The organism is Ferroplasma sp., assembly GCF_031200575.1.
In the GTDB taxonomy this organism is placed as follows: Archaea; Thermoplasmatota; Thermoplasmata; order Thermoplasmatales; family Thermoplasmataceae; genus Ferroplasma.
In genome coordinates, this window is record NZ_CP133597.1 from 1,129,235 (window position 1) to 1,153,712 (window position 24,478).

Here is a 24,478-nt window from a genome sequence, read left to right on the forward strand (position 1 = left end):
TTGGTTATAACACTACTGAAGTTACATTTTCAGATTATTGATTGCTTTTAATATGATTCACAATATAATCTGGAAGCTCTGTACCGGAACTCACAGGCTCTGCATCCATTACAGTATGAAGTTTTATTATACCGGACCAGTACGGTAAATCTTTATCTCCAACCTTCTCATTCGGTCCACTGGTGTTTACTTTTACTGATATTACATCCATTGAGAGTTTGAGAAATCCCGTGGCACTGATCTCCTCCGGTGAAGGATGCCGGCAATCTTTCCATCTCCCCGGAACCATTTTCTCAGCAAGCGCTTCTGAAATTCTCAATTTTTCACTGTGAACGCTGACTTCCTCCATCGAGTTGAATACAGCAACAGATCTATAGCGCATGGACGTGTTAAAAGCGCTCTTTGCAAGAACTATTCCATCTATAATAGTTATCTCTGCACACACATTGCATCCTGATTTCAGAACATTATAAAATCTTCCCTGCTTTGATGAGTGAAAGTATAAATAGTTTTCAATTCTCACAAATGCCATAGGTATATTGAACACTGTACCCTCATGGGTAAATGCTACATAAGCTAACAGGGATTGGTCAACTATCGAATAAGCTGTTTCCATGTCTTTAACCGATCTTTCTGGATGTCTGTGTATATTAATGAATGGACCCATATTGAAAAGAAGCTTAATGATTATATTAAGATATGTATAGATATTTATCAGACCAGTAAACAAAAATAAACCGGAATATGGGAATATTTAAAATAACTTTATTCTGTGTATAAATTACATGTACTCAATTTGATGTTTAACCATGGCATCAACCAATGTTTGAAAATTTGTATCCTTTATAATTCTATGAAGTTGCCTTGTATCTGTTCTCTCGATTTTATCGTACCCTGTCATTATATCAAGCACCTTTAGATATTCTGTTCTATCCCTGTAAACAGCATATACAATAAAATCAATGTCTCCGCTGATATTATATACCCATATTGCTCCCGGTAGTGTTGATAATTTTTCTCCGAGTTCAGTTATATAATTTGTGCCAAATTTTGCCTTGACTAATATAATGACGGGATATTTAAATCCCAATAATTCGTAATCTAAAATAGGTACTAAATTCTTTATAATACCTGATTCGTATAACCTTTTCTTTCTTTTACTAATGGAAGGCGCAGAGGCCATTAATGCATATTTGCCTATATTTTTCAGGCTCATTTCCGGATTCTGGATTATACGACTTAAAATTCTCAGGTCGTATACATCTAAGGGCTCGTTTTTATTCATATTTTAATAATATATAGCTGAATATAAAGATATCTGAAATATATTTCTTAAATATGTTAACTATTAGAAATAAATTTCTTAAATTACTGTACTCTGGGCAATAGAATTATAGGTTTATATAATATTATTAATATATTTATTTAGGTGAACCAATGATAGAGGAACTAAAATCTGAAATCGAGGAGGAGTATCAGGCTGGAGATATAGTTAAAACAGTTAATAATATAATTGAGAATGTAAAATCAGGCGGTGATATTGCCGTAAAACAGTTTGAAAAGAAATTTGATAATGTTGATATTTCCGAATTCAGAATGGATGATATTACAATAGAACAAATACTATCAAAAGTTCCGGGCAATATTAAGGAAATTATAGATACAAACATTAAGAGAATCGAGGATTTTGCTAAATTTCAGTTTTCAATGTATAAAAATATGGAATTTGTAACAGATAATGGTAAAACTATTCTCGGTCAAAAGATAGTACCCATAGAAAACGTTGGAGTTTATATCCCTGGTGGTAGATATCCTCTCCTTTCAACCCCTCCCATGACAATAATTCCAGCTAGGGTTGCCGGTTGCAAGCGGATAATTGCCTGTACACCGCCAGGTGAAAACAGGCCAAATCCCGCGACTCTTTATGGTATAATAAAATCAGGGGCAACTGAGGTTTATACTATTGGTGGTGCCCAGGCAATAGCTGCCATGGCTTATGGAACTGAATCAATTAAACCGGTTAACAAGATTGCGGGTCCGGGGAATGCATATGTCAACGAGGCAAAGAAAGAAGTTTTCGGGAAAGTAGGGATAGATCTTTTGGCTGGCCCCAGTGAAATACTGGTACTGGCAGATGAAACCGCTAAGGAGGAAGAAGTTATGGCAGATCTATTGTCTCAGGCTGAACATGACCCTTCAGCCCGTTGCTGCCTGGTCACCACTTCAACAGAGCTGGCCCACAGTATTTACAAAAAAATGGATTCATACATAAATAAACTATCAACAAAAGAAATTTTGAAAAAATCATGGCTGAATCACGGGGTAATTGCCCTATGCAACACATTGAAAGAGGCTGTGGAATATACAAACAATTATGCCGCTGAACACCTGGAATTACATTTAAATGCAACAAACACAGAATTTGCGTTTGCGAATCTGACTAATTATGGGTCGGTATTTTTAGATCATGGTGTACCCGCAGTGTTCAGTGATAAGCTTTTGGGACCTAACCACACACTTCCCACATTGGGAGCAGCAAAATATTCAGGGGGGCTTAGCGTTGGAAACTTCTTGAAAATTTTAACATATTCAAAGGTTACAGACAACAATATAAGGGACATGTTGGCTCATAGGGTAAAGATCCAGAGCGACTATGAAGGGTTCGGTGCCAAGGCCCGGGCTGCGGAATTAAGGTTTAAGGAGAACTATTCAAGGGGGGATATTGATGGAAGATAAAACATTTAACAATGAGCTCAAGCCCAGGAGTGGCGGTTTATGGTCTGCAGTATTTCAGGGCATGGCATTTGTCGGGCCCGCAGCCACTGCAGCATCGTTCTTTGTTGTGGAAGCAGCAGTGGTTGGCCCCTCTGTTCCATTAACTTATATGATTGCTGTACTGGGTGTTGCATGTGCAATGTATATGAATTATAGATTTTCACAGCGTATCAGCCATGCTGGAGGATATTATGCATTTGTGGAGGCGGGTCTGGGTAAACGCATGGGGGTTTTCTCCGGATGGTTATACCTTTTTAACCTTCTCGGGGCAGTCAGTGGTTTCGTGATGCTATTCTTCGCAGGAATATTATGGCCCCTGATTCCAGTACTTTCCGGGTATACATATGGGTGGCTACCCCTGATATTTATCCCATTCACAGTAATGTTTGTATTTCTGTACAGAGGATTAAAACCATCCCTATACTATACTACAATAGGTTCAATCATTGAAATAACGTTCCTAATACTAATGTCCTTAATAATCATAATCAAAATTGGACCGGGAAACTCCATTCTTCCATTCACAACCACCGGACATTCATTCAGTGCTATTGGTCTGGCAACAGTCTTTGCAATTCTGGGATATGTAGGTCTCGGTTCAATGATAACAATATCGGAGGAAACCCATGAGCCTAAGAAAAATATTCCGAAAGCAATATTAATAGCTGTGGTTTTATCCTTTGTTGTTTACGCCTTTAGTTCCTATGCTCTTGTTGTGGGATGGGGAATCAATAATATGTCATCTTTTGCAACGACCAGCAATCCGGGATTTATAGTAGTCGAAAAATATCTGGGATTGATCGGGATGGTACTATTTATTTTGATTACATTAAACAGCTTTATTTCTGAATCAATAGCCCAGGGAAATGCCTTCAGCAGAGTAGGTTATGCCATGGCCAGGGACAGGATGATATTTCCATACTCCTGGTCAGAAACCCATACAAAATATGGTTCCCCAAAAAAAATTATTGCCTTTGAAATGCCAGTTTCATTAGCAGTTGCAATAATAGCAGGAATTTTATTTGGTCCATTTACAGCAGCCACAATATTAACTACTATGAACGGGATCTCTTTATATATAGTGCACATAATTTCAAACATTTCACTTCCCGTGTGGGGAAAATTAAAATTAAAAACTAAAATCACAGATCTTTTATTAATGATATTCATACCACTTGTGGCCAGTGTGATTTACATATTTGCCATATATGGTAGCATCATCCCCTTTCCGGGATATCCCTTTGATATTGGCATATACTTAATTATACCTGTAATAATTTCAGGAATAATTATCGCACTTATTACGAAAAACAGGGAATCAAAAATAGTAGATTAACAAATAATTATATTTTTATTTTAGAATTATATAAAAGGTCGATATGTCATGCTGTTGATGATTCATAATAAAATTTCAGTTTTATCCTGATAGGACAGCATATACAATTTAAGATTATAATATTATATATAATCAAGCAGGAAGCATATTGTTCACAGTTTCAAGATACTTTCTTGGTATTGGCTCTTCCATTTCCCATATTATGCTTACAGGATTACTGCCATTATGGCTTTTATGCCGTAAACTTCCCAGAAATATGTAGGGTGATGCGCCCAGAAGATTTTCTTTATATTCTCTCACGAACAATATAACAGTATTGCCATTATCAGGAGATTCGAAGTATCGTCTTGCAGTTGGAGATGACGGGGAAACTGTGCTCTGTGTTTCCCAGTGGAATGTGTTCTGATCAATTGCGTAATCATTATACATTGTTGTAGAGGTGTAATATTTCTCGGATTTGTTGAGAGTTACAAAGAGAATGTCAATATGTTTTTCCGAAATGTATTTTACACCTTCCCGGACAGATGCTGGGTTCTCAACCCCCATTGCTGCAAGCACCTGATTTTTTGAATATGAACTGTAAAGTCTCAGAGGAAGTATGGATTCCATTGATGGTGTAACCTCGACAAAATCAATTTTTGATAATAGATAGTCAAGGAGTTCAGTTAATTCTCCATATAGAACTGGATATTTTCTCAGGGAATTCAGGGCATCAATAGAGTCGCTAAATCCCGACTCACTTATGGGTTTATTCCAAATGGTAAAATAAAACATATCCGCAATTCTGAGATCTTCCTCAGTAAGTCCGGTTCTGGGGACATTTTGTATCAGAAGAATTTTATCCAGTACTGTTTTAATAAATGAGTATGAATTGATCTGGCAGATTCTTTTGAATGCATGCGTTAGAATCTCTTCTATATATTCATGGAAATCTTCCCTTATTCCGGCCAATACGCACAGTCTGGAAAAGTTATCCCTGATATAGACATCACCTGGATTAAGATGGTAGAACTCAAGGAAATTTTGAAGGGTGGGCTCTGTATCTGTGTTATGACTTAATTCTTCTATCCTGCTAACCAGTCCATTTCTGGATGAATATGATTTTTTAATATTTTCTAGAATGTAATCCTGAGCCTTTCTTTCCAGCTCAATGTAACATCCCCTTGGAAGGTCTAAAAATCCAGATGTGATTTCTTCCTTTATTGAACGTTTCGGATTACGTAGGAGTGCGAGAAACTTTCCTGTAAAATTATACCTTGCATTTGATCTTCCAACAAAATCCAGGACTGTCAGGCATTCCTTCCCCTCAGACAGTCTGAGCCCCCGCCCGAGCTGCTGGATAAATACCGTGAGGCTTTCTGTTGGCCTGAGGAACAGTATGGTATTTATTTCAGGAATATCAACACCTTCATTATAAATATCCACAGCAAAGATTATTTTCACTTCTCCTGAACGTAGTTTTCTATGGGCTGTATTTCTTTTCTCATTATCTGATTTACCGGTTAAGGCCATGGCATTTATTCCATTTCGATTAAAATAATCCGCCATGTATTCGGCATGTGCAACAGAAACACAAAAACCGAGTCCTTTTAAATCATCCAAACTGGATATATATCTCTGCATTGCATCCATGATCAGGACTGCACGCTCCTCTGAGACCCTTCCACTGCCTGCATATAATTTCTCAAGTTCGACCGGATCATATGAACCATTTTTCCATGTAATAGTATCCAGGTCAACTGAGTCAGTTATCCCGAAATACTGGAACGGGCTCAAAATACCTCTGTCAATAGCCTCCGGCAACCTGATCTCTGAGGTAATGTGATTATTGAAATACTTCAGTACATCCCTGCCATCCATCCTTTCGGGTGTTGCAGTTAAACCGAGCAGTATTTCTGGCTTAAAATGATCTAAAAGTGGTTTATATGATTTGGCAGGTGCATGATGAAATTCATCTATGACTATGTAATTATAATAATTTTTGTCCAGTGTCAGGTCAGGCCTTATCGAGTTAAAAGTCTGTATGGACATAAAAAGATGATCCATAGATGAAGGCCTATAATTCCCTGTATAAAGCTCACCGAAATTGTAGTCCCTGAGTACACTTCTGAAGCACTGGAGGCTCTGCTTCAGTATTTCTTCCCTGTGTGCAATAAATAATAATCTATTCTTACCCGGATTCGATTTTGCGAATCTGGCATAATCAAATGCAGATATTACCGTTTTTCCGGTACCGGTTGCAGATACAACCAGATTTCTATAATTTCCCCTCAGTTTTCTGTCCGCATCCAGTTCATCCAGTATTTTAGACTGGTAATCGTAGGGTTTGATATCAAAGATATACTCTGGATCCTGCTTTTTGTTTATTTCTCTTTCTAAAGCCTTTTTGAGATCGTCTAATTGTTGTCCAGTATATTCGGTAAAGCTGTCAGAATGCCAGTAGGTTTCGAAGGTTTCCTGAATTTTTTCAAGCATATCTCGCATATCCTTTCCGGCAACCTTGACATTCCATTCCAGGCCTCCGGATATTGCGGCGTTAGAGAGATTGGATGAACCCACATAGGCAGTTGAAAAACCTGTTTTCCTTTGAAAGATATATGTTTTTGCATGGAGTCTCGTATTTTTTGTATCATAGGAGATTTTTACTTCTGTGTTCTTCAATTTGCCTAATTCCTGGATTGATTTTATATCGGTTGCCCCCATGTACGTTGTTGTAATAACCCTGAGTTTTCCTCCATTATCTGTAAATAATCTCAGCTCATTCAATATTAACCTGAGCCCGCTCCACTTTATAAATGAAACGAGCATGTCGATGGAATCTGATGTTAATATCTCCAGCTTAAGTTCGGAATATAGCCTGGGTTCTGATATTGATCCGGTAAATAATGAGCTATAGGCTATGGATGTGGCGGGCCGGATAACTGGATTTTTGAGATTTTTACCAGGATTAGAGTTATCCCCTACCGATAAAAGCATTTCCGGAGGGTCTATAATTTCATTACCCTTATTCGATTCATAATATGGATTAATTTTCCCAATTAATTCATTGACAAATTTTATCCTTGACGATAGATTTATATTATTATCCTTCATGTTTTCCAGTGCATTTTGAAGTTTCTCTGCCACATAAATAGAAAGGAGGTGGGAAGAACCCTCAGAATCAATCTCATCAGTTGAAATTTCTTCCTTTTTGTTGTTTTCAATTTCTGCCTTCAGCCATAAATTTACCAGCTCTTCATAGATTCCTTTTTCCAGCATTATGGGGTTATATAATGCTAAAGGTTAATAATTTTGTCCACTAATATATTCCATTTATATTTAAAAAGATATAATATTAAATTTATTTGTCCTCACTAACCTCCAGCAGATCATCTCCTGGAGATATTTCGTTGTTTACCTCCTGAAGCAATTTAACAACTGTTCCCTTTACCCGGGAATTAACCTCTATAGTAACCTTTGCAGCCATTATCTGGCATATCGGTGTATCCTCCTTGATTTTATCTCCTGGAGCTACATACCATTGCGTTACTATTGCTTTTCCAAGATCTTCCTCCTTCCAGAGTTCTGGCACCTTTACCATCATCCTTTAAGCATCTCCCTTACTGTGTTTACAATCTTTTCCTTGTCCGGAAGCGAGTATCTTTCCATGACCTGGCTGTATGGAACCGGCGTATCCGGTGAGGTAAGGCTTACAGGTGCTGTTTTCAACTTGCTGAAAATTCCCTGGGTTACCTTTGAAATAACCTCAGAGGCCGTGCCGAATGATCCGTAATCCTCATCAACTGCGAGCAGGGCACCTGTTTTTAGGACAGATTGCATAATAGTTTCTGTATCCATTGGCTTTACAGTTCTCAAATCTATTACCTCAGCGCTGATTCCCTCTGCCTTCAGGGCCTCTGCTGCCTCCACAGACATATGGACAGTGGAACCCACTGATACTATGGTTATATCCTTTCCTTCCAGCACAACCTTAGCCTTGCCGATCGGAATGGTGTATTCCTCCTCAGGCACCTCTACCACTGTAGACTGGGGATAGGGCATCCATGGAAGCCCCAGCAGGCCCTTGTGAAACATATAGATGACCGGATTATTATCCTTAATTGCCGAGATCATGAGGCCCTTCGCATCATAGCTGTTGGATGGGGCCACAACCTTTAATCCGGGAAGATGCCCGAAGAGTGCGTAGAGGGTCTGTGAGTGCTGTGCCGCATCTCCGTATCCTCCACCCACTGCCATTGTTATTACAACAGGCATATTCACAGTGCCTCCGGACATATAGTGGTTCTTGGCTATTTGGTTCATTATTGAGTCCAGTGTAACCCCAACAAAATCCGAAAACATGAGTTCAACTATGGGACGCTTACCTGCTGCTGCAAGTCCTGCCGCTGAACCGATAAAGGCAGATTCACTTATAGGCGTATCCCTGATTCTCTCAGGCCCGAATCTGGATAGAAGCCCGGTTGTGGCTCCGAATATTCCACCATATTTTCCAACATCCTCACCCATGTATAAAACATCCTGGTCCTTTTCCATTTCCTGGGATATAGCCTCGGATATGGCAACGTACATTGGCAATTTTCTTCCCTTACTTACAGGTTCAATAGAATAATTTACAGGAGCATACACATCCTCTGAGGCATCCTTATCATCGGGTTTGGCACTATTATCTGCATATGCAAATGCCTGTGATATTTCCTCCATTGCTGAACTCTGAATTCTCTCATCCTCATCTTTTGATAAAATTCCTTTTTTTATAAGGTCTGCCTCCATGAGTTTTATGGGGTCTTTCTCCAGAAGTTCCTTAACCTGATCCTTCGGCCTGTAAACTTCAGGGTCACCCTCAAAATGTCCGTAATATCTGTAGGTATCAATGCTTATCAAGGTTGGGCCGTTGCCTGTTCTGGCACGTTCTACAGCCTCTGCGGCAGCTTCATACATTTTAACAGGATCATTGTTCTCAATGTGAACTCCGGGAAGCCCGAAACCATTTGCACGGATAGCATCGTTTTCCAGCGGTGTAGAATCTTTAGTTTCTACTGATATCGCCCAGTCATTATTCTCTATTATGAATATAACGGGAAGTTTCCACAGAGATGCGAGGTTAAGTGATTCCATGAACATACCCTGGTTAAGTGATCCATCGCCACCGAAGGCAACAGCCACACTATCCTTACCCTCCAGTTTGAAGGCCAGGGCTGCACCCAGTGCAGGAGGAAATGAAGAACCCACAATTCCTGCACAGGCAAAATGCACCTTGTTATCAAAAATATGCATGTGTCCTCCCTTCCCCTTGCTCAATCCTCCCTTTTTTCCCATAATCTCGGCGGTCATTCTGTTCAGGTCAACACCCTTTGCTATTGCAGTATGATGCGGCCTGTGGGTACTGTAAACAAAATCATCCTCCCTGAGTAGGGCCGACATCCAGGCCGCAGATGGCTCCTGCCCTGCTGAAAGATGCATCTCCCCGGGAATTTTACCAGCTGCAATGCTGAAAAGTGGCTTCTTATCCGCAAGATATACCTCACGAAGTTTTTCTTCATATTTCCTGCTCTTGACCATTGTGGAATAAATTTTGAGCAGGTCATCCCTATTTTCAATACTTTCTGAAGAATTCATAAAATTATAACTTCAGTTTGAATATAAGGTTTTTTATTTAAACGAATATATACAATATGAAAGTTGTTTTACGTAATATACACCTGTATAATTTACATTTTTCCATTGAAGACTTTTATAATTATATGACTACAATATATACCGGAATTATTTACACATAGTATCAGACACAACCTTCTTTCAACTCCATGATACCATAAAATATCAAAAATCATATATATAGTATATGTATACTATATTATGGTAAAAATGGTCTCTCTGTCAAACAGAGCGTATTCTGAATTAAAGAATATTAAGAATAAAGATGAATCATTTTCTGATGTAATATTGAGATTACTTGAAAACAATAATAAGGACATAAAACGATTTGCAGGAATACTAAAGAATGAAAAAAAAGAACTGGACTGGATGGAAGAATGCGTATCAGAAGATAGAAAAAACAACCAAGGCAGATTTCTGTGATTATTATAGATACGAGCGTTGCAATAGAATACTTGAAAGTAAATGAAAATATTATACAAACAGTGAATGAATATTCAAACAACTATGGTATCGGTATCACTTATATTTCGGAATATGAACTGTTAAAGTATTCAGATAAAAAAACAGGTTACTGGAAGAATTTATTGAAAATATCACTATACTATACCCTGACCGGAATTCTGCATTAAGATCTGCGGAAATATTTAAAATGTTACGGAGTTCTGGAAACTTAATTAATGAAAATGATATTTTAATTGCCGGAATAGCGCTACAGAACAATAATAAGTTTATCACGCTGGATTCTGATTTTAGTAAAATTAATGATTCAAATATTAATGTACTGACCATTTAGATTCTATTTCAAACTACCTCTCTTTATCCTTGCCACCTTCTGCATCCCTTAGGAATTTGCCTATCAACTCAAGATAATTTTCGTAGAAATTCCTGCCCTTATCTGTCAATTCTGCGTATACCCTTGGAGATTTAAAGAATGATACTTTTTCAGTTTTAATAAAACCGCCTTCCTCAAGTTTTAAAATATGGTTTTCAATGCTTCCTTTTCCACAACCGGTTACCTTCATCAAATCCGAAAGTTTCATTCTCCTGCCTATTGCTAGTGACATAACTATGATAAGCCTGGAAGATGATGTTAGTGGTGTATTGCTCAGTTCCACAGATATCTGCTTGAGAAGATCCCGTAGTCCCTGCTGATTTTTATTCTCCATTGCCGATCACCAGATAGTCGGGCGCACTGTACAGGATACTGATACCAGCTACCAACCAGATAAACACAATTAATGTAAGAGATCCGTAATAAAATAAGGCACTGTTAAACGGTGATAAGATATTCGTGAAGTCAACAATCAATGGTAATATAATTATGAGCAGGAAAGAAATTACAGCAGCATAAACAATTCCGGGAATTTCTGTCAGTGAGTATTTTATTGATCTTATAATGATAAAATCCAGAATTAGATAAATAGCAGACTGGACAATCATTTCAATAATCGAGCCATAGTCATACGGGATATATGAGGATAGAAATTCTGCTGCTATGAGTAGAAAGATTAAAAACAGTGTTATATTTCTCCAGCTTATCCGTTCTTGAAATACTATGCATTATTATGCATTTCTTTCTTGCAGTCGCTGTACATTCTCAATAATTACTTGATCTGGATGGTACAGGTAATCATTCTTCATTGAATGCCAGGAGGCACTGCCACTCACGGCAAACGGGGTGCCGCAAAGGTACAATCCCCTGACTGAAATAGATAATGATGACAATCTATCCCTGTTAAAGGCTATACCACAGTTATTGCATTGAGATATCTTCCAGATTGGGTGCTTTAATTTACCACCACATACAGGACATTCAGAAGAAGTCCCCTCTGGATTTATGTATAATGTTCTATTATTTGATTTATAATCTATAAGCCTCTGGAATAATCTGTAAGGCCATCTGTTGATATCTGTCCTGAACCTTTTTGATTTTGGAGATTTATTCCCTCCATTGATGGCTTTATTGCCACTTTTACTATCCTTATTATTATGTTTCTTCTTCCCCTCCTTTTTTATATCTGTTAAATCCTCGAACACAAAGGTCTTTTCACTGTTATTCTTTACAATTTTAGTGGTAAGCTTCTGCAATTTATCGGTTACAGTGTTATGCTGCCTGTGTTTTGCATCCTTCAATTTCCTGTTCCTTTTGGCAGGATTCTTGACATGCTTCTGAATCTTTTTTCTCTTTCTTGCATAGTCCCTCTGTGCCCTTGCTATGCCAGATGTATCTATTGTATCAACCTTCACGATTTCATTGTTCTTTATAATGGTATAGTCAACCGACTTGAAGTTAAGGTCAAATCCTATTATATTGTCTTCTATTACAGGCTTGTTTAGGCTTCCTGCCATGAATGTAATGCATACCTTATTTTCTGTAAGCAATACCTCTGATAATTTATATTCAGAGTATCCATTGTATTTTTTATTCTTATCAACAATGTGAATGTATTCATACTCATGGGGCTTTACTGTTAGTCTCAGTTTATTATTCTCTATCTTTACAAGCTCGGAGTCTATCCTCATGGCAAGCTTCCCTGCCTTGATAATCTTCAACTCTCCATTATTGTTCTTTTTATAGGACCTTAATATTGCTATGGCAGTCCTGCACACTGGATTAATATGGTGTTTGGCATAATCAATATTGTTATCATAATATTTCTTTAATGATTTTCTAAGGGTAATAGGGGATGGCAGTTCATTATTATTGGATTTGGCTATTGAATATGCATTTATTATGGCCTTATTTGTTAGATCTCTCATATCGAATAGATATTTCAGCATAACAGAATCAGGTGTATAGCCGAATGCTATTGTTCTTTTATCACCATCAGACTTCCATAAATGGCTCATTCCTTCACAGCCTCTAAAATATTCTTCATTTTCTGTGACCTGATACCATATAATCTTGCTGAGAATGATGTTATTATGGATATTAAATCATTGGTTAATTCCTCATTGGCTGATTGTATCTCTTCTCCCTCTACCTCTATTATTCTTGTATTATGTATCCTGCATATATCCTCTATTAAATCAAACCCAAACCTTGCCAGCCTGTCCCTGTGTGTAATGTAAATATTGTTTATCTTATTGTCCTCTATTTTATACAATAGTTCAAGGAATCCTTTCCTGTTAAATTTAAGTCCTGACCGTACATCCGAGTATACCAATGCATCAGGATGCAATGATTTTAATCTATTTATCTGATTGTATAAATCATTCTTCTGGCCATTGGATGATACCCTTGCATATATTGCATCTGTTCTGTTGCTCTTTATTCCTAATATCCTGTTTATTTCCTCCTCCGGTACCCTTCTGAAGTTGTTTGAAAGCCTTATGCAGTGTATTTTTCCCTCTCTATCCCATCTTCTTAATGTTGTTGCATCTATCTGCAATATATCGCATGCTTCCCTGATTGTGTATATCTTACCCATATATATTGCATAATGATGCATAACTATATATAAATATTCCTACTAATAGTTAAAGCCCTAATGGTGCCGGGAAAACTACAACACTAAAGCTGTTTACTAATTTAATTTTTCCCTCAGGTGGGGAGATATTTATTGACAAAATAAATGTTCACACTGATCCTGTAAGAGCTATGAAAAATGTTTCATCCCTCATAGAAGACCCTGAACCATATAATTATTATTCAATAAAGGAATTTCTTAATTTTGTTGGAATAATAAAAGGACTGAATAAGTCAGAGATAGCAGAACAAATTAGTAAATTTACGGAAATATTTCATCTTGAGAATCTAAACATGCGTATCAGAAACCTTTCCAAGGGGAATAAAAGAAAGGTTATGATTTCTGCAGTCTTGATGGGAAACAGTGATATTATTCTCCTTGATGAGCCATCGGATGGACTTGACCCTATTGAGTCGAAAATCTTCAGGAATATACTTAACAAACTAAAAAAACCAAACTCATTTTAATGAGTTCACATCTTATGTATGAGGTCAGTGAAACCTGTGACAGGGTTATTCTATTAAACCATGGTAAGGTAATTGCCAACGATACGACCTCTCAAATTATTAAAATGATGGGGGGAGACAGGATAGGTCCCAATGAACTGGAAAATGCGTTTTTCAAGTATATGGGTGGTGATGTTTAATGGAAGAGGAATTCCAACATATAAAAATATTCTATAAGGACTATATGCACTTTGCCTCCAGATCAAGAATTATGCTTGAAATGATTGTTGTAGATGCTGCAATACTCGCTTTCATAGCCTATAAAATATCGCAGATAGGCCACGTAAAGACGATCTGGACCAGGGGCACAGCGTTTTCTGCAACATTAGGAGGTTTTTCATATTTTATTATCTGCTGGACTGTTACCTTTATGGGAAGTTTCGCAATTTCAAAAGACTTCACAACAAATACCGCAAAATACATTCTTTCGCTTCCAGTTAAAAGAAGTAGTATATTTACAGGAAGGTATCTGGCTGCAACAACACTGGCATCCATAGCAACCGCTTCATTGTTTGGATTCATAGCAGGGTTATCCTACTATTACTTCGGAACTATCCCTGTTACATTATTAAAGGCCTATTTCGTATCCGTATTAGTAGTTCTAAGTGCCATGTCCATTGTGTTTCTCCTGAGCAGCCTCATAAAAACGGATAGATTTGTTCTTATGGGTTCTATGTTTCTATTTTTCCTGGTCATGCCTGTTATTGATGGAATTTTCCAGCTCAATTCAATAAATGTAAACAGCCTCTTATATGTAGATGCAAATATGGTTACGAAAACTATCGGCCATACCCCGTATTTTTCCTATATTTCATTTATTCAAATTGTTCCACAAAATTATAATCTTTTAAACGCAAATTACGCCATTATTTCAATGATAATATATATTGTTCTATTATTTGTTCTGGGTCTGTTTATTTACAACAGAAAGCAGCTCCATTGAAATTTATTAGGAAATTTATAATAACATTTTAAATTTTATTTACCGATTTTCTTAATGTATATGATTCTTTAATTAAGTCATGGTAATCAATGTTGTCATCTGGATACACCCCTTCCACAAGCCAGTAGTTTATGGAACGTGAAAGGATATCTGGATTATTCCTTTGAATCGAGATATACCTAACATTTTCTAATATTTTGATGTTTCTGTCAATTAATCCGTTAATTTCCTCAGCATTATTTATGTAAGCACAATGATAACTTATCCATCTCTGTATGTTTCTAATTAAATGTGTAGTATCTTCCGGTGCAGAATTACAATTCTGTGCAACGGATATCAGAAATCTTACGTCGCTCGGAAAAGAGATAAAAATAATGTTTTGTAACCTTAAATATAATTTCAATGAGAACATAGCAGTTCTTTTATTCCCATCTAAAAAAGGATGAAACCTAATTATGTGTTCGAACAGGATTGCCGCTTTTTCATATATGTCAGGATGCAAATATTTTCCATTGAAACTTTGATTCATTGATTCGACTATACCATTCAATGTGTTGCTGTTATAATGTATTTTTATACCTTTGGATTCGGCAATTATTTCATGTGCTAAAATAATATCTTTACTGTGGAAATTCATAAAATATCAAATTATAATTTAGCTAGCCTTTCCATTACACGCCTAAAAACAGGATTATTTTCCATTTCAAATTCATAGAATTTTTTTATATTTTCTTTATTATCCATATCTATCATACAATATTATCTCCATACTAATTTTTTAAAAATATCACAGAATATTATTTATATCTTTGCCAGAGAAGCAGTATTTCCGAGTTTGAGTTATACGGAGACAAATTTAATCAATATGGGATTATAGTAGAGCCATATACACTTGTGAAGCTATATTTTATGCTTATTTTCTTTCAATTTTTTAGAAATATAGTTTTTCATATTAACTGTATTCTCGGTAATTCCATTCTCTTTAAGCAAATATTTTTGAGTCCTCCCAGTTGGAGTTTTGGGAAGCGCATCCATAAATAATATATAATTAGGAGTCCAAAATGAGGGCATATTGTCCAGACAAAAATCTATAATTATTTCAGGATTTAAATCCGGAATCTTCGGTACTACAGCAACCATAACTTCTTCATCGTGACCATGAACTGCAGGATATACCGCTACATCCTTAATTTCAGCCATCCTCAATAATATCTGTTCTACTTCAAAAGATGAAATATTTTCTCCCATCCTTCTTATTGAATCTTTTGCTCTGTCAACAAAATATATATTTCCTTTTTTATCATATTTCCCCAAGTCCCCGGTATGAAACCATAGACCTTTGAATGAATTTACTGTAGCCATAGGCATTTTATAATATTCAAGGAATGTTACATATGGCAGGCGCGGCCTTATTACTATTTCTCCTATGTCTCCAGCTTTAACAGGAAATCCTGACGAATCCTGAATTTCAACTTGAAATGGTGGAGTCGGTAGCCCACAGCTTCCAGGAGGATTAATTCCCTTGACCACATCGCTATAGGGAGATGTTACCGGTATACCGGCCTCTGTTCCACCGTAACCCCCGGTAATATGAATATTAAATCTCTTCTCTGCCATCTCCCATATTTCTCTGGAAGAATATGCTATAGCAATGATATTTTCATGTTCTTTCTCTTCCATTGATTCCTTTTGCTTAATCAGCATTTCAAATATGGGACCCACGGCATGAAAATGGGTGACATTGTACTTTTTAATGTCCTTCCAGAAGTTTGTAGGATCAAATTTTTCAACCATTACCATAGTTGCATTTGCCATCATAGATGATATGGCAGCAAGATCCAGTGCCATAATATGGAATAAGGGCAAATAGACATAAATAACACTATCTGATGAAACTCCACCGGCATCAATCATATCAAGTGCAGTCACAATAAACTGGGCATTGCTTTCAACCACAACCTTTGATTGCCCCGTTGTTCCCGATGTAAGTATCATTGCTGCAGGATCATAGCCTTTCAATTCAACAACGTGGTAGTTCCCGGGATTTCTAATTAAATTATCGAAAGTTTCTATATCCTTAAAATCGACTTTCAGATCTTTGTTATCACCAATTAAAATAACTTTTTCTACTGATTCCAAACTTTCCTTAACTGTCGAATAATTGTCTATTAACCTCCTATCGATAAACAGAAATCTCGATTCAGGCATACTAATGTTATATACCAGTGGATCTTTTATAAACCCGGTATTTACAGTAACAGGAATGCAACCTGCCTTAAGTATGCCGAAATATGAAAACATCCATTCAGGAGAATTTAATGCATATATTGCTATTCTATCTCCATGTTTTGCACCCATACCAATAAGTCCTGATGCAATTCTCGAACTGATATTATCTGATTCTTTATAAGAATACTCTTTGTTATTGAATATGATCCATGTACGATCCTGATTTTCAGCTGCTTTGCTTTTTATCAAATCTACAATAGATGGATATAACTTTAAAGCCTGCTTGTATATGTCTTCATCATAGAAACCTTCTTTCATTTTAGGATCTGGAGGAAACATAAAAAAATATACTTAAACTATCCATAAACTTTTTTATGTGAACGTAAATGTTTCCGTTAATAGGAAAGAAAATCTCGAACCAGATCCGTTGTGTATTCTTCTATGGATTGGTCATTCTCATCCCACCAGATAAGATAGCACAATAATGAACCGAAGAACGATCTTTTTTTGGCTAATGAAAGTTTCATATCTGCCATATTTTCCACACGATTAAATATGTTGTCAAAGCTCGTGAAACAGAGATCCTTCAATTTATCCTTCAGGGCAGGATACTTATTCTTGTTGCTGATTGTATAAAGAAACAAATTCCGTACATCAGGGCATTTGTAATAATCAAGAAATTTTATGCCAAGGTCATGAAGGATGCCATTACCATCAAGATACGGTGTATCATCTATATAATTCATTACCTCAATAGGTACTGATTTGAGTGCTGATGCTATTATAAGATTCTCCTTGTTTTCATAATAAAAGAAAATAAGCCCTTTGCTGACGTTTGCTTCCAGTGCAATTTCATCCATAGTAGCAAGGTCATAGCCCTTTAGGGAAAAGACCTTTATTGCGGCATTCAGGATTTTTTCCTTTTTATCTATTTTCATAATGTATTATTGTAAATTGATATATTAATTATTTGACTATCTGGTCAGAATCTTTATATAATAATTGACTATACGGTCAATATAGGATGATGGTAAATGAAAAATAAGTTACTATACGCTTTCGGTTCAGAATGGTTTGGCATGGCCATAGCCACGCTTGCAGTGGCACAGGTATTTTTCCTGGTATCCAGGTATCTCGATAATCTCACATTGAAATATACAGGGGAGGTATTCTTTGGTCTCGGGATAATAATATTTGTGGTCATATTTATTTTATGGTCTATCCGTGGACTTACCATACATGACGGAAAATGGAGCCACTGGAACAGCCTTACCAGATTAAGCTTTATTGCATTAATACCGATAATTTCCTTTGTTATCAATCATATACTTATAGATCTTTACGGAATCAGCAGCCTGATGGCTACACTATCTTTATACAACTATTTCTTTAGCTATTTCCTTGCACTGATACTGGGAATCCTTCTGGGTTACAGGCTTTATACCAAGGAAATCACTAAGGATGAAATCAACTATGCAATAATAATACCGCCGCTATCAATAGGCACAAGCATATTTCTTGCAACACCTTTAATAGGATATTACCATGGAAATACTGCACAAACAATATACTTTCTTGTTTTAATGGGTCTCGGCATATTCTTCTTCCTGTACATATTCATAGGTTCTGTTGCTCTATCCGGGCATGTGTCCAATAAATCCGGTTCAACACTTCCCACAGCAATGCTGCCTGTGGGTGTGTCCAGCCTGATAATAATCAATCTCCTTTCAATCACATCATTCGGGCCAGTTATAGGGCATATGACCCTGAACATAGGTACAGTAGAGTTCATTTCTATCCTGCTCTGGGGATTCGAAGTCTGGAATTTCCTGGTAATGTTTATTATAATGTTCAGGAAGGAAACATTCGGTTATTTATCAGTATGGGCTTACGGTTTTCCCCTGGGCCTATTCGCCACATCAACCATAAAGCTCGAGGCGGTTACGAGGATTGCTTTTTTGGGCGATATATTCCTGTTTATATGGATTGTCCTGATTTTGCTGTGGCTCTACGCACTGCTGAATACTTATATATTCGTCCACAGGATGGATAGAAATATAAAACCCAGGCCATCCCAATAAATAATTTTTATAAAGATTTTTTCCTATCGGTAAACATAAATATGCATTATGATTAGATTCATTTATGCCAGATATGAAATATATATACATTACCGGTGGAATAACACTTGTCTTCATCTGGATAGTTATTATTATTTCGGCTGCTTTCAATCCCTGGTTTAGCGTTACTGGAAATGCTTTGAGTGATCTGGGTGGAGGCAATATGCTTCTGAATGGGCATCCGGCACCACTATATCCGTACATCTATAATGTTGGGTTAATGATAGAGGCTATTTTTATAGCAGTACTTGCATCACTGTTTCTTTCAAAAAGCAAACAGAAAGTGGAGAATGCTGGTATTTCATTTTTTATAATATCGGCATTATTTCTTGCCCTTATAGGGATATATCATGAAGGCACATATCCCCATGATTTTGTATCAATATGGTTTTTTATTCTAGCAAGTATTTCTTATATTACTGTAGGAATATCGCTTATAATTAATAAAATGAAATATGGAATTCCCATTACATTATCCATAATGATTTCCTGGATTTTATATGCCATAATTCCTTGGCAATCAGTTGCAGAGGATGAAATATTCGGTATTGCAGTTATAGAACTTGTTGTTATTTTTCATATATTTTCATTCAGAAACCGGCTGGATTACTTTATAACCAGGAAAAGTTAACATGGATAAAAGAACAGAAGAGAGAATATTTTAATTTTCTTCATAATATTCTAAGTATTCCTTTGAATTTATAAGCCAGTCATGTAATTTAACAAACTTGACTTTAATTCCATCGTAAGATTTTTCCTCAACAATATTTGAATTTACAATAATTCCGGATCTGGCATTGAATTTCTTTGAAAAATCTATTAGACCCTTAACTTCTCTTTTCATATTATTTTCATTTATCAGATAACTGACCTGTACAGGAGTTATGGTATTTTTTATTTTTATTATAAAGTCTATTTCATAGCCTTTTTCTCTGTAATAATATATTTCTAATAAGGGAATAATATTTTTCAATCTCATAAATTCCTGTGCAACAGTGTTCTCTATAAATCTGCCTTTATTTTCCATAAAATTATATCCAAAATAATATGAAAACGAGTTATCAATGGAATAAACTTTCTTTGGACTATTCTCCTGTTCCTTTAGAGAGTACGAAAATTTCTTCGTAAAAAATATCAGACCGGATGTTTCTATATATTCACTGTATCTCTGAATAGATTTCACAGGCAATAGTAATATGTCTTTCACTGATTTATATATATTATTAAACGTTATTAGTGACGAAATATTGGTTAAATAATATTTAATTAAAAACTTTAACTTATCACCTTCCCTTATTTTATATCTATCCATTATATCTTTTAATATGATTGTATCAAAATAGCTTTTGATCAATTCCTGGTGTATATCTTTATGCAATGTTGGGGCAGGCATCCCGCCAAATTTTATATATAATTCTAAATATTTTAATATATTTTCTAAATTGATAGCTAAATCCTTTCTATCTTTGATTATTATGTTATTAAATCGCAGATATTCAATAAAAGATAATGGAGTTACATTTATATTTATATTCCTGCCGGATAGAAGTGTTGAGAATTCAGAACTCAATAATTTAGATGATGAACCGGTAATTATAAATTTTGCCTTTTCAGAGTATGTTCTAACAAATTTTTCCCAGCCCGGCACTTCCTGAGCTTCATCTATTATTATGATATTATTCTCAGTTTTTTTAATCAATTTTTTGTATGCATTGTATATGTTATCAAGTGTTTTAATATCATTTTCAAGTCTCTCATCATCAAAGTTTATAATCAGTATATCTTCCGGTGCATAGCCATTTTTGATTAATAATAAGGCAGCCTGCATCGATATGAATGATTTCCCCGATCTACGTATACCACTTTCTGTTACTATATTTATACCGTTCAAAAATTTAATTATTTTATCAGTATAAAAATTTCTTGATATGCCTGTATCAATATTTTTCCCCCAGAAATTATGGCTTGATAGAATGCTGATATACTCTTCATCTGTAATCATTGTGTCATATAAGACATAATTTTATATAAATATTGTGTCATATGTGACACGGAAATATGAAAGACAGATCGTGTACTATATTATATGTATTTATAAAGCATACCTCTTGTTGAACATCTCTTTAATCTCATCATGGCATTTATAGTATCAGTTCATCTTCGTGAATGCATACCGGGAATTGAACTCTATTGACTTCAAATAGAATACCTTCATTGCAGAGTCCTCATCAGCGGAATGATGATATTACCTTAATGCTCCTGCCTATCTCACCATTCATGGTTATGGATAGTTTAAACTTATACACATCTAAATAGATATAGGAAGAGCTAATATATCTTACAATTAAAGAGTTAGATATACATTGTATGGGAGGATTATATGCTGAATATTTTTTAATTTATAGTATTATATAAAGATATGGAAATATATCCACTTTTAAACCGTCTAAATTAAATAGTGCATACCAACTGATCTATTAATACCACGGGTTTTCCATAAAGCCTAAATTCGGTAAATAAATGATCTAAAAATATAAAAAATATATTTTAAGAAATTATAATTTTGGGGCTATATCAGTTATGGCCATTTCTATATTTGCTACCAATGTATATATGCTCATGAAGCCCACTGAGCTTGTAAGTTTCCCACTAACTGTCATCAGATTGTAGAAGTATGATGAAGTTATAGGGTTAAATACAAACCCATGCACATCTGGCGCAACGAACCACACATCATCTGGCATTGGAAGCCATAGGTATGCATACTGATTATATACAATTTTAGAGATGTTTTTCATTTCGTGGATCTGTGTACTTCTATTCTGAAAATCTAAATTCGTGAAGTATTTCTGAAGAGTCGAATTGTCTACCCAAGCCATATTACCTCCGTATGTGCCTCCTTCAGCTACATCATATACAGGTATAAGCTGCTGACCTATGGGGTCGGGATAATCCGGGTCCCATCCCAAATCGATTGTAAATTGTGGTGTCGATGTGTTGGTTGTCCAAGTACTTACTACGGAACCTGTAACCGCAGTTGTAGAAAATTTGAGACCTATATCTGAGAAGGAAGATATAGCAACGGCAAGCTCTGATGTACTTACAGTGCTTAATGGCGATATACCAGTAATTACGAAATCATGTTTTGAGAGATCGGTAGCGTGAGAATTAATGGATGTTGTATTCCCTATATATTTGCCACTTGGAAGCTTGACGTAGAAGTTCATTTCTTGTCCTGCTTTGGTCAAATTCTGTATAGCTGCTGTTAAATTCTGAGCTGGAAGTGAGAAGTTATCTGGGTTATAATATGCGTGTCCGTATACAGGAGATAGTGGTCCGAGTTCCTGGTATGCTTCAGCGGTACCATTATAGTTGTTATCGTATATTTTCAGTTCAGCATTATAATTCATTGCGTCGTAAAGTGCCTCCCTGAAATGGGTGTTGTTGGTATATTGATAAGCTACATTTATTGATATGTCACAGTCACCTACCTCCGGATATGCATGGGCAAGAGACGAGTTCCTGTCAGCTGCTATGTGGTAACCATCTATCATCTGCTTGAATGATGTTGGGGCTATTGTGGATATCTGTGATATTCCCTTGTCAAAGTCTTCCAGCCTGTCAGCATGAGATAAGCCGTACTTTATTACCACTGTCTTTATGTGTGCAGGCTGTGCTATTGCAGGGACGCTGCTGTTATGGCCATCCACCCAGTAGTTGGGGTTTGCCTTCAGCACTATGGTTGAGAAACCTTTTCCCACGCTTGATATTATGTATGGACCTGAGCCTATGACACCGTTTGCATCAAGGTATGAATTTGGAGTATTGTATGTCACTCCACCGTGTGCATCCACGTAGCTGGGTTCCACTATATCTCCCCACCACCCTGCTATATCCTGCAGGAGGTAAGCATATGGAACCATGGTGTTTATTGACACATTGTCATTTGAATTAACAACAAGTGCCTGACCTTTATATGTCATTACCTTCATTTCAGTTGCATTGTAATTGAAGTGGGACAGTATATTATCAAGGTCCATGGCTGCTGTCTTGTACTGCTGGGATATATTGCCTGTTATTTTATAGCCTGCTGATTCCAGTGCAGGTATTGTTCCATTTGGAAGGGCTATTCCTATGCTTGTGTTTGCATAGCATGTCCCATTGAACAGTATCCCAGAGTAATCAGATGCATAAGGGCCCTGGCCCATTATTATTCCTCTGTAAAATGAGAACCATACTGAGGATGCATTCAACTGCTGGCCGTTGCTGAAGTTTGCATATGGCCTTATGTTAAAAGTATAGTTCTTGTCATTGTGATGTAATACCGTATAATTGCTGGCTAAAACAGGGACAATGCTAGTTGAGCTTCCATTATATTCTACAAGAGTATTGAATACTGCAGAGTATAAGGGACCATCACTTATAAAGAAGCCAGTTGCAGGATCAAGCTCATCAGGAGCTATTGCCTGTGCTGTGTCAGTGAACTGTTCTGTAGGATGGTATAACACCAAAAATGCGGTTCCGATCAGAATAATAGCCACTATAACTACTATCAAAACTTTCAAACTATTTTTCATTAAAAATAGAATCTTTAGTTATATTTATTCATTTCTATACAACAAATAAATTTGTCTAAATTATATATAATAGTATAAATAATTTTTGTTATAAGATGAGCATGATTAGCCCTACTATGGCATTGATAACAGATACCTTATCAATGCACCATTCCATAAGTTCAGTGGAACTTCTCTGGTATACAGGTTTGCAACTCTTGAATCTGTTAAGAATGGTGAGAAATTGATAGTGCAAATGAGGTTGATTACCTTCTGAAACATGCAATAGCCTTTGGAATTGCTATAAATACAGTTTTAATGGATCTTGGTTACATGAATGCAGGAGTTATAATAAGGGTTGAATCCCTTAAGCTGAAATACATAATACCAGCAAAGGATAACAAAAAGGTACTTAAATTTAGGAAGATGGAGATGGAGCACTGTGATAATGGAATATCATATCTTATTATAAATGATAAAATATCATCCGGAAAGGAATCAGCAGAAACAGAATTTGTTCATATAATATATTATCCTGACAGGAAGAGGCATAACTTCTCCCTTTAAATAAACATAGATGTAAATGAAGGCAATGTAAGGGAAATAGCAGAGATATATCGTGAGAGTTGGGGAATAGAGAACTGCTGCCTGGAGAAGAAGGATGTAAAGGAGAAGACACATTCACCTCATATGGGCTTAAGGCATTTTCTCTTCTACATTTCAGTGCTGATGTAATAATACGTGGGTTCTTCTTAATCTTATTAGAAGGACAGCAGGATCTGGATGGATTACTCTCATGGACTTTATCATCCCCATGGGCAGGGGTAAATTGAATATAATTATGAACGGCAATGGATGAGTAATAGTAGGGAGAGGCAATGAATT

General features: G+C 36.2%; 25 protein-coding genes and 2 pseudogenes. 12 read left to right on the forward strand and 15 right to left on the reverse strand.

What is annotated here, in order from left to right:
• Positions 1–34: 34 nt before the first annotated feature.
• Complete coding sequence (locus tag RE471_RS06180; RefSeq protein WP_309213941.1) at positions 35–667, reverse strand: pyridoxamine 5'-phosphate oxidase family protein; 633 nt, start codon at positions 665–667, stop codon at positions 35–37.
• 114 nt (positions 668–781) lie between these two features.
• On the reverse strand, positions 782–1,285 hold the full coding sequence (locus RE471_RS06185; protein WP_309213942.1) for an Lrp/AsnC family transcriptional regulator: 504 nt from the start codon (positions 1,283–1,285) through the stop codon (positions 782–784).
• Positions 1,286–1,437: 152 nt separating this feature from the next.
• Between RE471_RS06185 and hisD the strand changes: the two genes are divergently transcribed.
• Positions 1,438–2,736, forward strand: a complete 1,299-nt coding sequence (gene hisD / locus RE471_RS06190) for a histidinol dehydrogenase (RefSeq protein ID WP_309213943.1) — start codon at positions 1,438–1,440, stop codon at positions 2,734–2,736.
• Positions 2,726–4,111: an APC family permease gene (locus RE471_RS06195; protein ID WP_309213944.1), complete on the forward strand. Its 1,386-nt coding sequence runs from the start codon at positions 2,726–2,728 to the stop codon at positions 4,109–4,111. Before hisD ends, RE471_RS06195 begins: the two co-directional genes overlap by 11 nt.
• Before the next feature lie 132 nt (positions 4,112–4,243).
• Here RE471_RS06195 and RE471_RS06200 read toward each other — a convergent pair whose 3' ends face one another.
• The 3 genes from RE471_RS06200 to RE471_RS06210 form a co-directional block, all read right to left on the reverse strand.
• Positions 4,244–7,369 carry a DUF3427 domain-containing protein gene (locus RE471_RS06200; RefSeq protein WP_309213945.1) on the reverse strand — a complete coding sequence of 1,042 codons (3,126 nt, stop codon included), beginning with the start codon at positions 7,367–7,369 and terminating at the stop codon, positions 4,244–4,246.
• Between the two features lie 82 nt (positions 7,370–7,451).
• Positions 7,452–7,694 carry a biotin/lipoyl-containing protein gene (locus tag RE471_RS06205; RefSeq protein WP_309213946.1) on the reverse strand — a complete coding sequence of 81 codons (243 nt, stop codon included), beginning with the start codon at positions 7,692–7,694 and terminating at the stop codon, positions 7,452–7,454.
• Entirely contained in the window at positions 7,691–9,727 is a 2,037-nt protein-coding gene (locus tag RE471_RS06210) for a dehydrogenase E1 component subunit alpha/beta (RefSeq protein ID WP_309213947.1), read from the reverse strand. The genes RE471_RS06205 and RE471_RS06210 overlap by 4 nt, the downstream gene beginning before the upstream one ends.
• 240 nt (positions 9,728–9,967) lie before the next feature.
• On the opposite strand from RE471_RS06210, the gene RE471_RS06215 reads away from it, so the two are divergent.
• The 3 genes from RE471_RS06215 to RE471_RS09960 are packed head-to-tail and all read left to right on the forward strand — an operon-like array spanning position 9,968 to position 10,562.
• Positions 9,968–10,189, forward strand: a complete 222-nt coding sequence (locus RE471_RS06215) for an antitoxin VapB family protein (RefSeq protein WP_309213948.1) — start codon at positions 9,968–9,970, stop codon at positions 10,187–10,189.
• Positions 10,186–10,398: a hypothetical protein gene (locus RE471_RS06220; RefSeq protein ID WP_309213950.1), complete on the forward strand. Its 213-nt coding sequence runs from the start codon at positions 10,186–10,188 to the stop codon at positions 10,396–10,398. Before RE471_RS06215 ends, RE471_RS06220 begins: the two co-directional genes overlap by 4 nt.
• Positions 10,368–10,562 (forward strand): PIN domain-containing protein, encoded by a 195-nt coding sequence (locus RE471_RS09960; protein WP_375379271.1) that lies wholly within the window; start codon positions 10,368–10,370, stop codon positions 10,560–10,562. The genes RE471_RS06220 and RE471_RS09960 overlap by 31 nt, the downstream gene beginning before the upstream one ends.
• A gap of 13 nt (positions 10,563–10,575) precedes the next feature.
• Here RE471_RS09960 and RE471_RS06225 read toward each other — a convergent pair whose 3' ends face one another.
• The 3 genes from RE471_RS06225 to RE471_RS06235 form a co-directional block, all read right to left on the reverse strand.
• The gene (locus RE471_RS06225; protein ID WP_309213951.1) at positions 10,576–10,935 is read right to left on the reverse strand and encodes a transcriptional regulator; all 360 of its coding nucleotides are present in this window, start codon (positions 10,933–10,935) and stop codon (positions 10,576–10,578) included.
• Between the two features lie 397 nt (positions 10,936–11,332).
• Positions 11,333–12,619 (reverse strand): transposase, encoded by a 1,287-nt coding sequence (locus RE471_RS06230; protein WP_309213952.1) that lies wholly within the window; start codon positions 12,617–12,619, stop codon positions 11,333–11,335.
• Complete coding sequence (locus tag RE471_RS06235; protein ID WP_309213953.1) at positions 12,616–13,200, reverse strand: IS607 family transposase; 585 nt, start codon at positions 13,198–13,200, stop codon at positions 12,616–12,618. Before RE471_RS06235 ends, RE471_RS06230 begins: the two co-directional genes overlap by 4 nt.
• Positions 13,201–13,268: 68 nt before the next feature.
• On the opposite strand from RE471_RS06235, the pseudogene RE471_RS06240 reads away from it, so the two are divergent.
• The 3 genes and pseudogenes from RE471_RS06240 to RE471_RS06250 form a co-directional block, all read left to right on the forward strand.
• A pseudogene (locus RE471_RS06240) lies at positions 13,269–13,706 on the forward strand (ATP-binding cassette domain-containing protein); the annotation flags it as partial.
• A gap of 14 nt (positions 13,707–13,720) precedes the next feature.
• Entirely contained in the window at positions 13,721–13,885 is a 165-nt protein-coding gene (locus RE471_RS06245) for a hypothetical protein (RefSeq protein WP_309213954.1), read from the forward strand.
• Complete coding sequence (locus RE471_RS06250; RefSeq protein WP_309213955.1) at positions 13,885–14,688, forward strand: ABC transporter permease subunit; 804 nt, start codon at positions 13,885–13,887, stop codon at positions 14,686–14,688. The genes RE471_RS06245 and RE471_RS06250 overlap by 1 nt, the downstream gene beginning before the upstream one ends.
• 28 nt (positions 14,689–14,716) lie before the next feature.
• Here RE471_RS06250 and RE471_RS06255 read toward each other — a convergent pair whose 3' ends face one another.
• From RE471_RS06255 to RE471_RS06265, 3 genes are all read right to left on the reverse strand, one after another.
• Positions 14,717–15,325 carry a type II toxin-antitoxin system death-on-curing family toxin gene (locus tag RE471_RS06255; RefSeq protein WP_309213956.1) on the reverse strand — a complete coding sequence of 203 codons (609 nt, stop codon included), beginning with the start codon at positions 15,323–15,325 and terminating at the stop codon, positions 14,717–14,719.
• Between the two features lie 263 nt (positions 15,326–15,588).
• Positions 15,589–17,235 (reverse strand): AMP-binding protein, encoded by a 1,647-nt coding sequence (locus RE471_RS06260; protein WP_309213957.1) that lies wholly within the window; start codon positions 17,233–17,235, stop codon positions 15,589–15,591.
• Positions 17,236–17,312: 77 nt separating this feature from the next.
• Complete coding sequence (locus RE471_RS06265; RefSeq protein WP_309213958.1) at positions 17,313–17,855, reverse strand: helix-turn-helix domain-containing protein; 543 nt, start codon at positions 17,853–17,855, stop codon at positions 17,313–17,315.
• Positions 17,856–17,951: 96 nt separating this feature from the next.
• On the opposite strand from RE471_RS06265, the gene RE471_RS06270 reads away from it, so the two are divergent.
• Both RE471_RS06270 and RE471_RS06275 read left to right on the forward strand, forming a co-directional pair.
• Positions 17,952–18,998, forward strand: a complete 1,047-nt coding sequence (locus tag RE471_RS06270) for a C4-dicarboxylate ABC transporter (RefSeq protein ID WP_309213959.1) — start codon at positions 17,952–17,954, stop codon at positions 18,996–18,998.
• Between the two features lie 64 nt (positions 18,999–19,062).
• On the forward strand, positions 19,063–19,668 hold the full coding sequence (locus RE471_RS06275; RefSeq protein ID WP_309213960.1) for a DUF998 domain-containing protein: 606 nt from the start codon (positions 19,063–19,065) through the stop codon (positions 19,666–19,668).
• A gap of 30 nt (positions 19,669–19,698) precedes the next feature.
• Here RE471_RS06275 and RE471_RS06280 read toward each other — a convergent pair whose 3' ends face one another.
• From RE471_RS06280 to RE471_RS06295, 4 genes and pseudogenes are all read right to left on the reverse strand, one after another.
• Positions 19,699–21,039, reverse strand: a complete 1,341-nt coding sequence (locus RE471_RS06280) for an ATP-binding protein (protein ID WP_309213961.1) — start codon at positions 21,037–21,039, stop codon at positions 19,699–19,701.
• Positions 21,040–21,186: 147 nt separating this feature from the next.
• Positions 21,187–21,313 (reverse strand): annotated as a pseudogene (locus tag RE471_RS06285) (IS256 family transposase); the annotation flags it as partial.
• Between the two features lie 279 nt (positions 21,314–21,592).
• A complete protein-coding gene (locus RE471_RS06290) occupies positions 21,593–23,614 on the reverse strand; it encodes an ABC transporter substrate-binding protein (protein ID WP_309213962.1) in 2,022 nt (673 codons plus the stop codon).
• A 114-nt stretch (positions 23,615–23,728) separates the two neighbouring features.
• On the reverse strand, positions 23,729–23,875 hold the full coding sequence (locus RE471_RS06295; RefSeq protein ID WP_309213963.1) for a hypothetical protein: 147 nt from the start codon (positions 23,873–23,875) through the stop codon (positions 23,729–23,731).
• Between the two features lie 36 nt (positions 23,876–23,911).
• Between RE471_RS06295 and RE471_RS06300 the strand changes: the two genes are divergently transcribed.
• Positions 23,912–24,160, forward strand: a complete 249-nt coding sequence (locus RE471_RS06300; protein WP_309213964.1) for a hypothetical protein — start codon at positions 23,912–23,914, stop codon at positions 24,158–24,160.
• Between the two features lie 59 nt (positions 24,161–24,219).
• Positions 24,220–24,426 carry a hypothetical protein gene (locus RE471_RS06305; protein ID WP_309213965.1) on the forward strand — a complete coding sequence of 69 codons (207 nt, stop codon included), beginning with the start codon at positions 24,220–24,222 and terminating at the stop codon, positions 24,424–24,426.
• The last annotated feature ends 52 nt before the right edge of the window (positions 24,427–24,478 follow it).

Bases quoted from the DNA above. Each gene is read 5' to 3' on its own strand.
- RE471_RS06180 (WP_309213941.1), bottom strand. From the start codon at position 667: ATGGGTCCATTCATTAATATACACAGACATCCAGAAAGATCGGTTAAA.
- RE471_RS06185 (WP_309213942.1), bottom strand. From the start codon at position 1,285: ATGAATAAAAACGAGCCCTTAGATGTATACGACCTGAGAATTTTAAGT.
- hisD (WP_309213943.1), top strand. From the start codon at position 1,438: ATGATAGAGGAACTAAAATCTGAAATCGAGGAGGAGTATCAGGCTGGA.
- RE471_RS06195 (WP_309213944.1), top strand. From the start codon at position 2,726: ATGGAAGATAAAACATTTAACAATGAGCTCAAGCCCAGGAGTGGCGGT.
- RE471_RS06200 (WP_309213945.1), bottom strand. From the start codon at position 7,369: ATGCTGGAAAAAGGAATCTATGAAGAGCTGGTAAATTTATGGCTGAAG.
- RE471_RS06205 (WP_309213946.1), bottom strand. From the start codon at position 7,694: ATGATGGTAAAGGTGCCAGAACTCTGGAAGGAGGAAGATCTTGGAAAA.
- RE471_RS06210 (WP_309213947.1), bottom strand. From the start codon at position 9,727: ATGAATTCTTCAGAAAGTATTGAAAATAGGGATGACCTGCTCAAAATT.
- RE471_RS06215 (WP_309213948.1), top strand. From the start codon at position 9,968: ATGGTAAAAATGGTCTCTCTGTCAAACAGAGCGTATTCTGAATTAAAG.
- RE471_RS06225 (WP_309213951.1), bottom strand. From the start codon at position 10,935: ATGGAGAATAAAAATCAGCAGGGACTACGGGATCTTCTCAAGCAGATA.
- RE471_RS06230 (WP_309213952.1), bottom strand. From the start codon at position 12,619: ATGAGCCATTTATGGAAGTCTGATGGTGATAAAAGAACAATAGCATTC.
- RE471_RS06235 (WP_309213953.1), bottom strand. From the start codon at position 13,200: ATGGGTAAGATATACACAATCAGGGAAGCATGCGATATATTGCAGATA.
- RE471_RS06245 (WP_309213954.1), top strand. From the start codon at position 13,721: ATGTATGAGGTCAGTGAAACCTGTGACAGGGTTATTCTATTAAACCAT.
- RE471_RS06250 (WP_309213955.1), top strand. From the start codon at position 13,885: ATGGAAGAGGAATTCCAACATATAAAAATATTCTATAAGGACTATATG.
- RE471_RS06255 (WP_309213956.1), bottom strand. From the start codon at position 15,325: ATGAATTTCCACAGTAAAGATATTATTTTAGCACATGAAATAATTGCC.
- RE471_RS06260 (WP_309213957.1), bottom strand. From the start codon at position 17,235: ATGAAAGAAGGTTTCTATGATGAAGACATATACAAGCAGGCTTTAAAG.
- RE471_RS06265 (WP_309213958.1), bottom strand. From the start codon at position 17,855: ATGAAAATAGATAAAAAGGAAAAAATCCTGAATGCCGCAATAAAGGTC.
- RE471_RS06270 (WP_309213959.1), top strand. From the start codon at position 17,952: ATGAAAAATAAGTTACTATACGCTTTCGGTTCAGAATGGTTTGGCATG.
- RE471_RS06275 (WP_309213960.1), top strand. From the start codon at position 19,063: ATGCCAGATATGAAATATATATACATTACCGGTGGAATAACACTTGTC.
- RE471_RS06280 (WP_309213961.1), bottom strand. From the start codon at position 21,039: ATGATTACAGATGAAGAGTATATCAGCATTCTATCAAGCCATAATTTC.
- RE471_RS06290 (WP_309213962.1), bottom strand. From the start codon at position 23,614: ATGAAAAATAGTTTGAAAGTTTTGATAGTAGTTATAGTGGCTATTATT.
- RE471_RS06295 (WP_309213963.1), bottom strand. From the start codon at position 23,875: ATGTTTCAGAAGGTAATCAACCTCATTTGCACTATCAATTTCTCACCA.
- RE471_RS06300 (WP_309213964.1), top strand. From the start codon at position 23,912: ATGGATCTTGGTTACATGAATGCAGGAGTTATAATAAGGGTTGAATCC.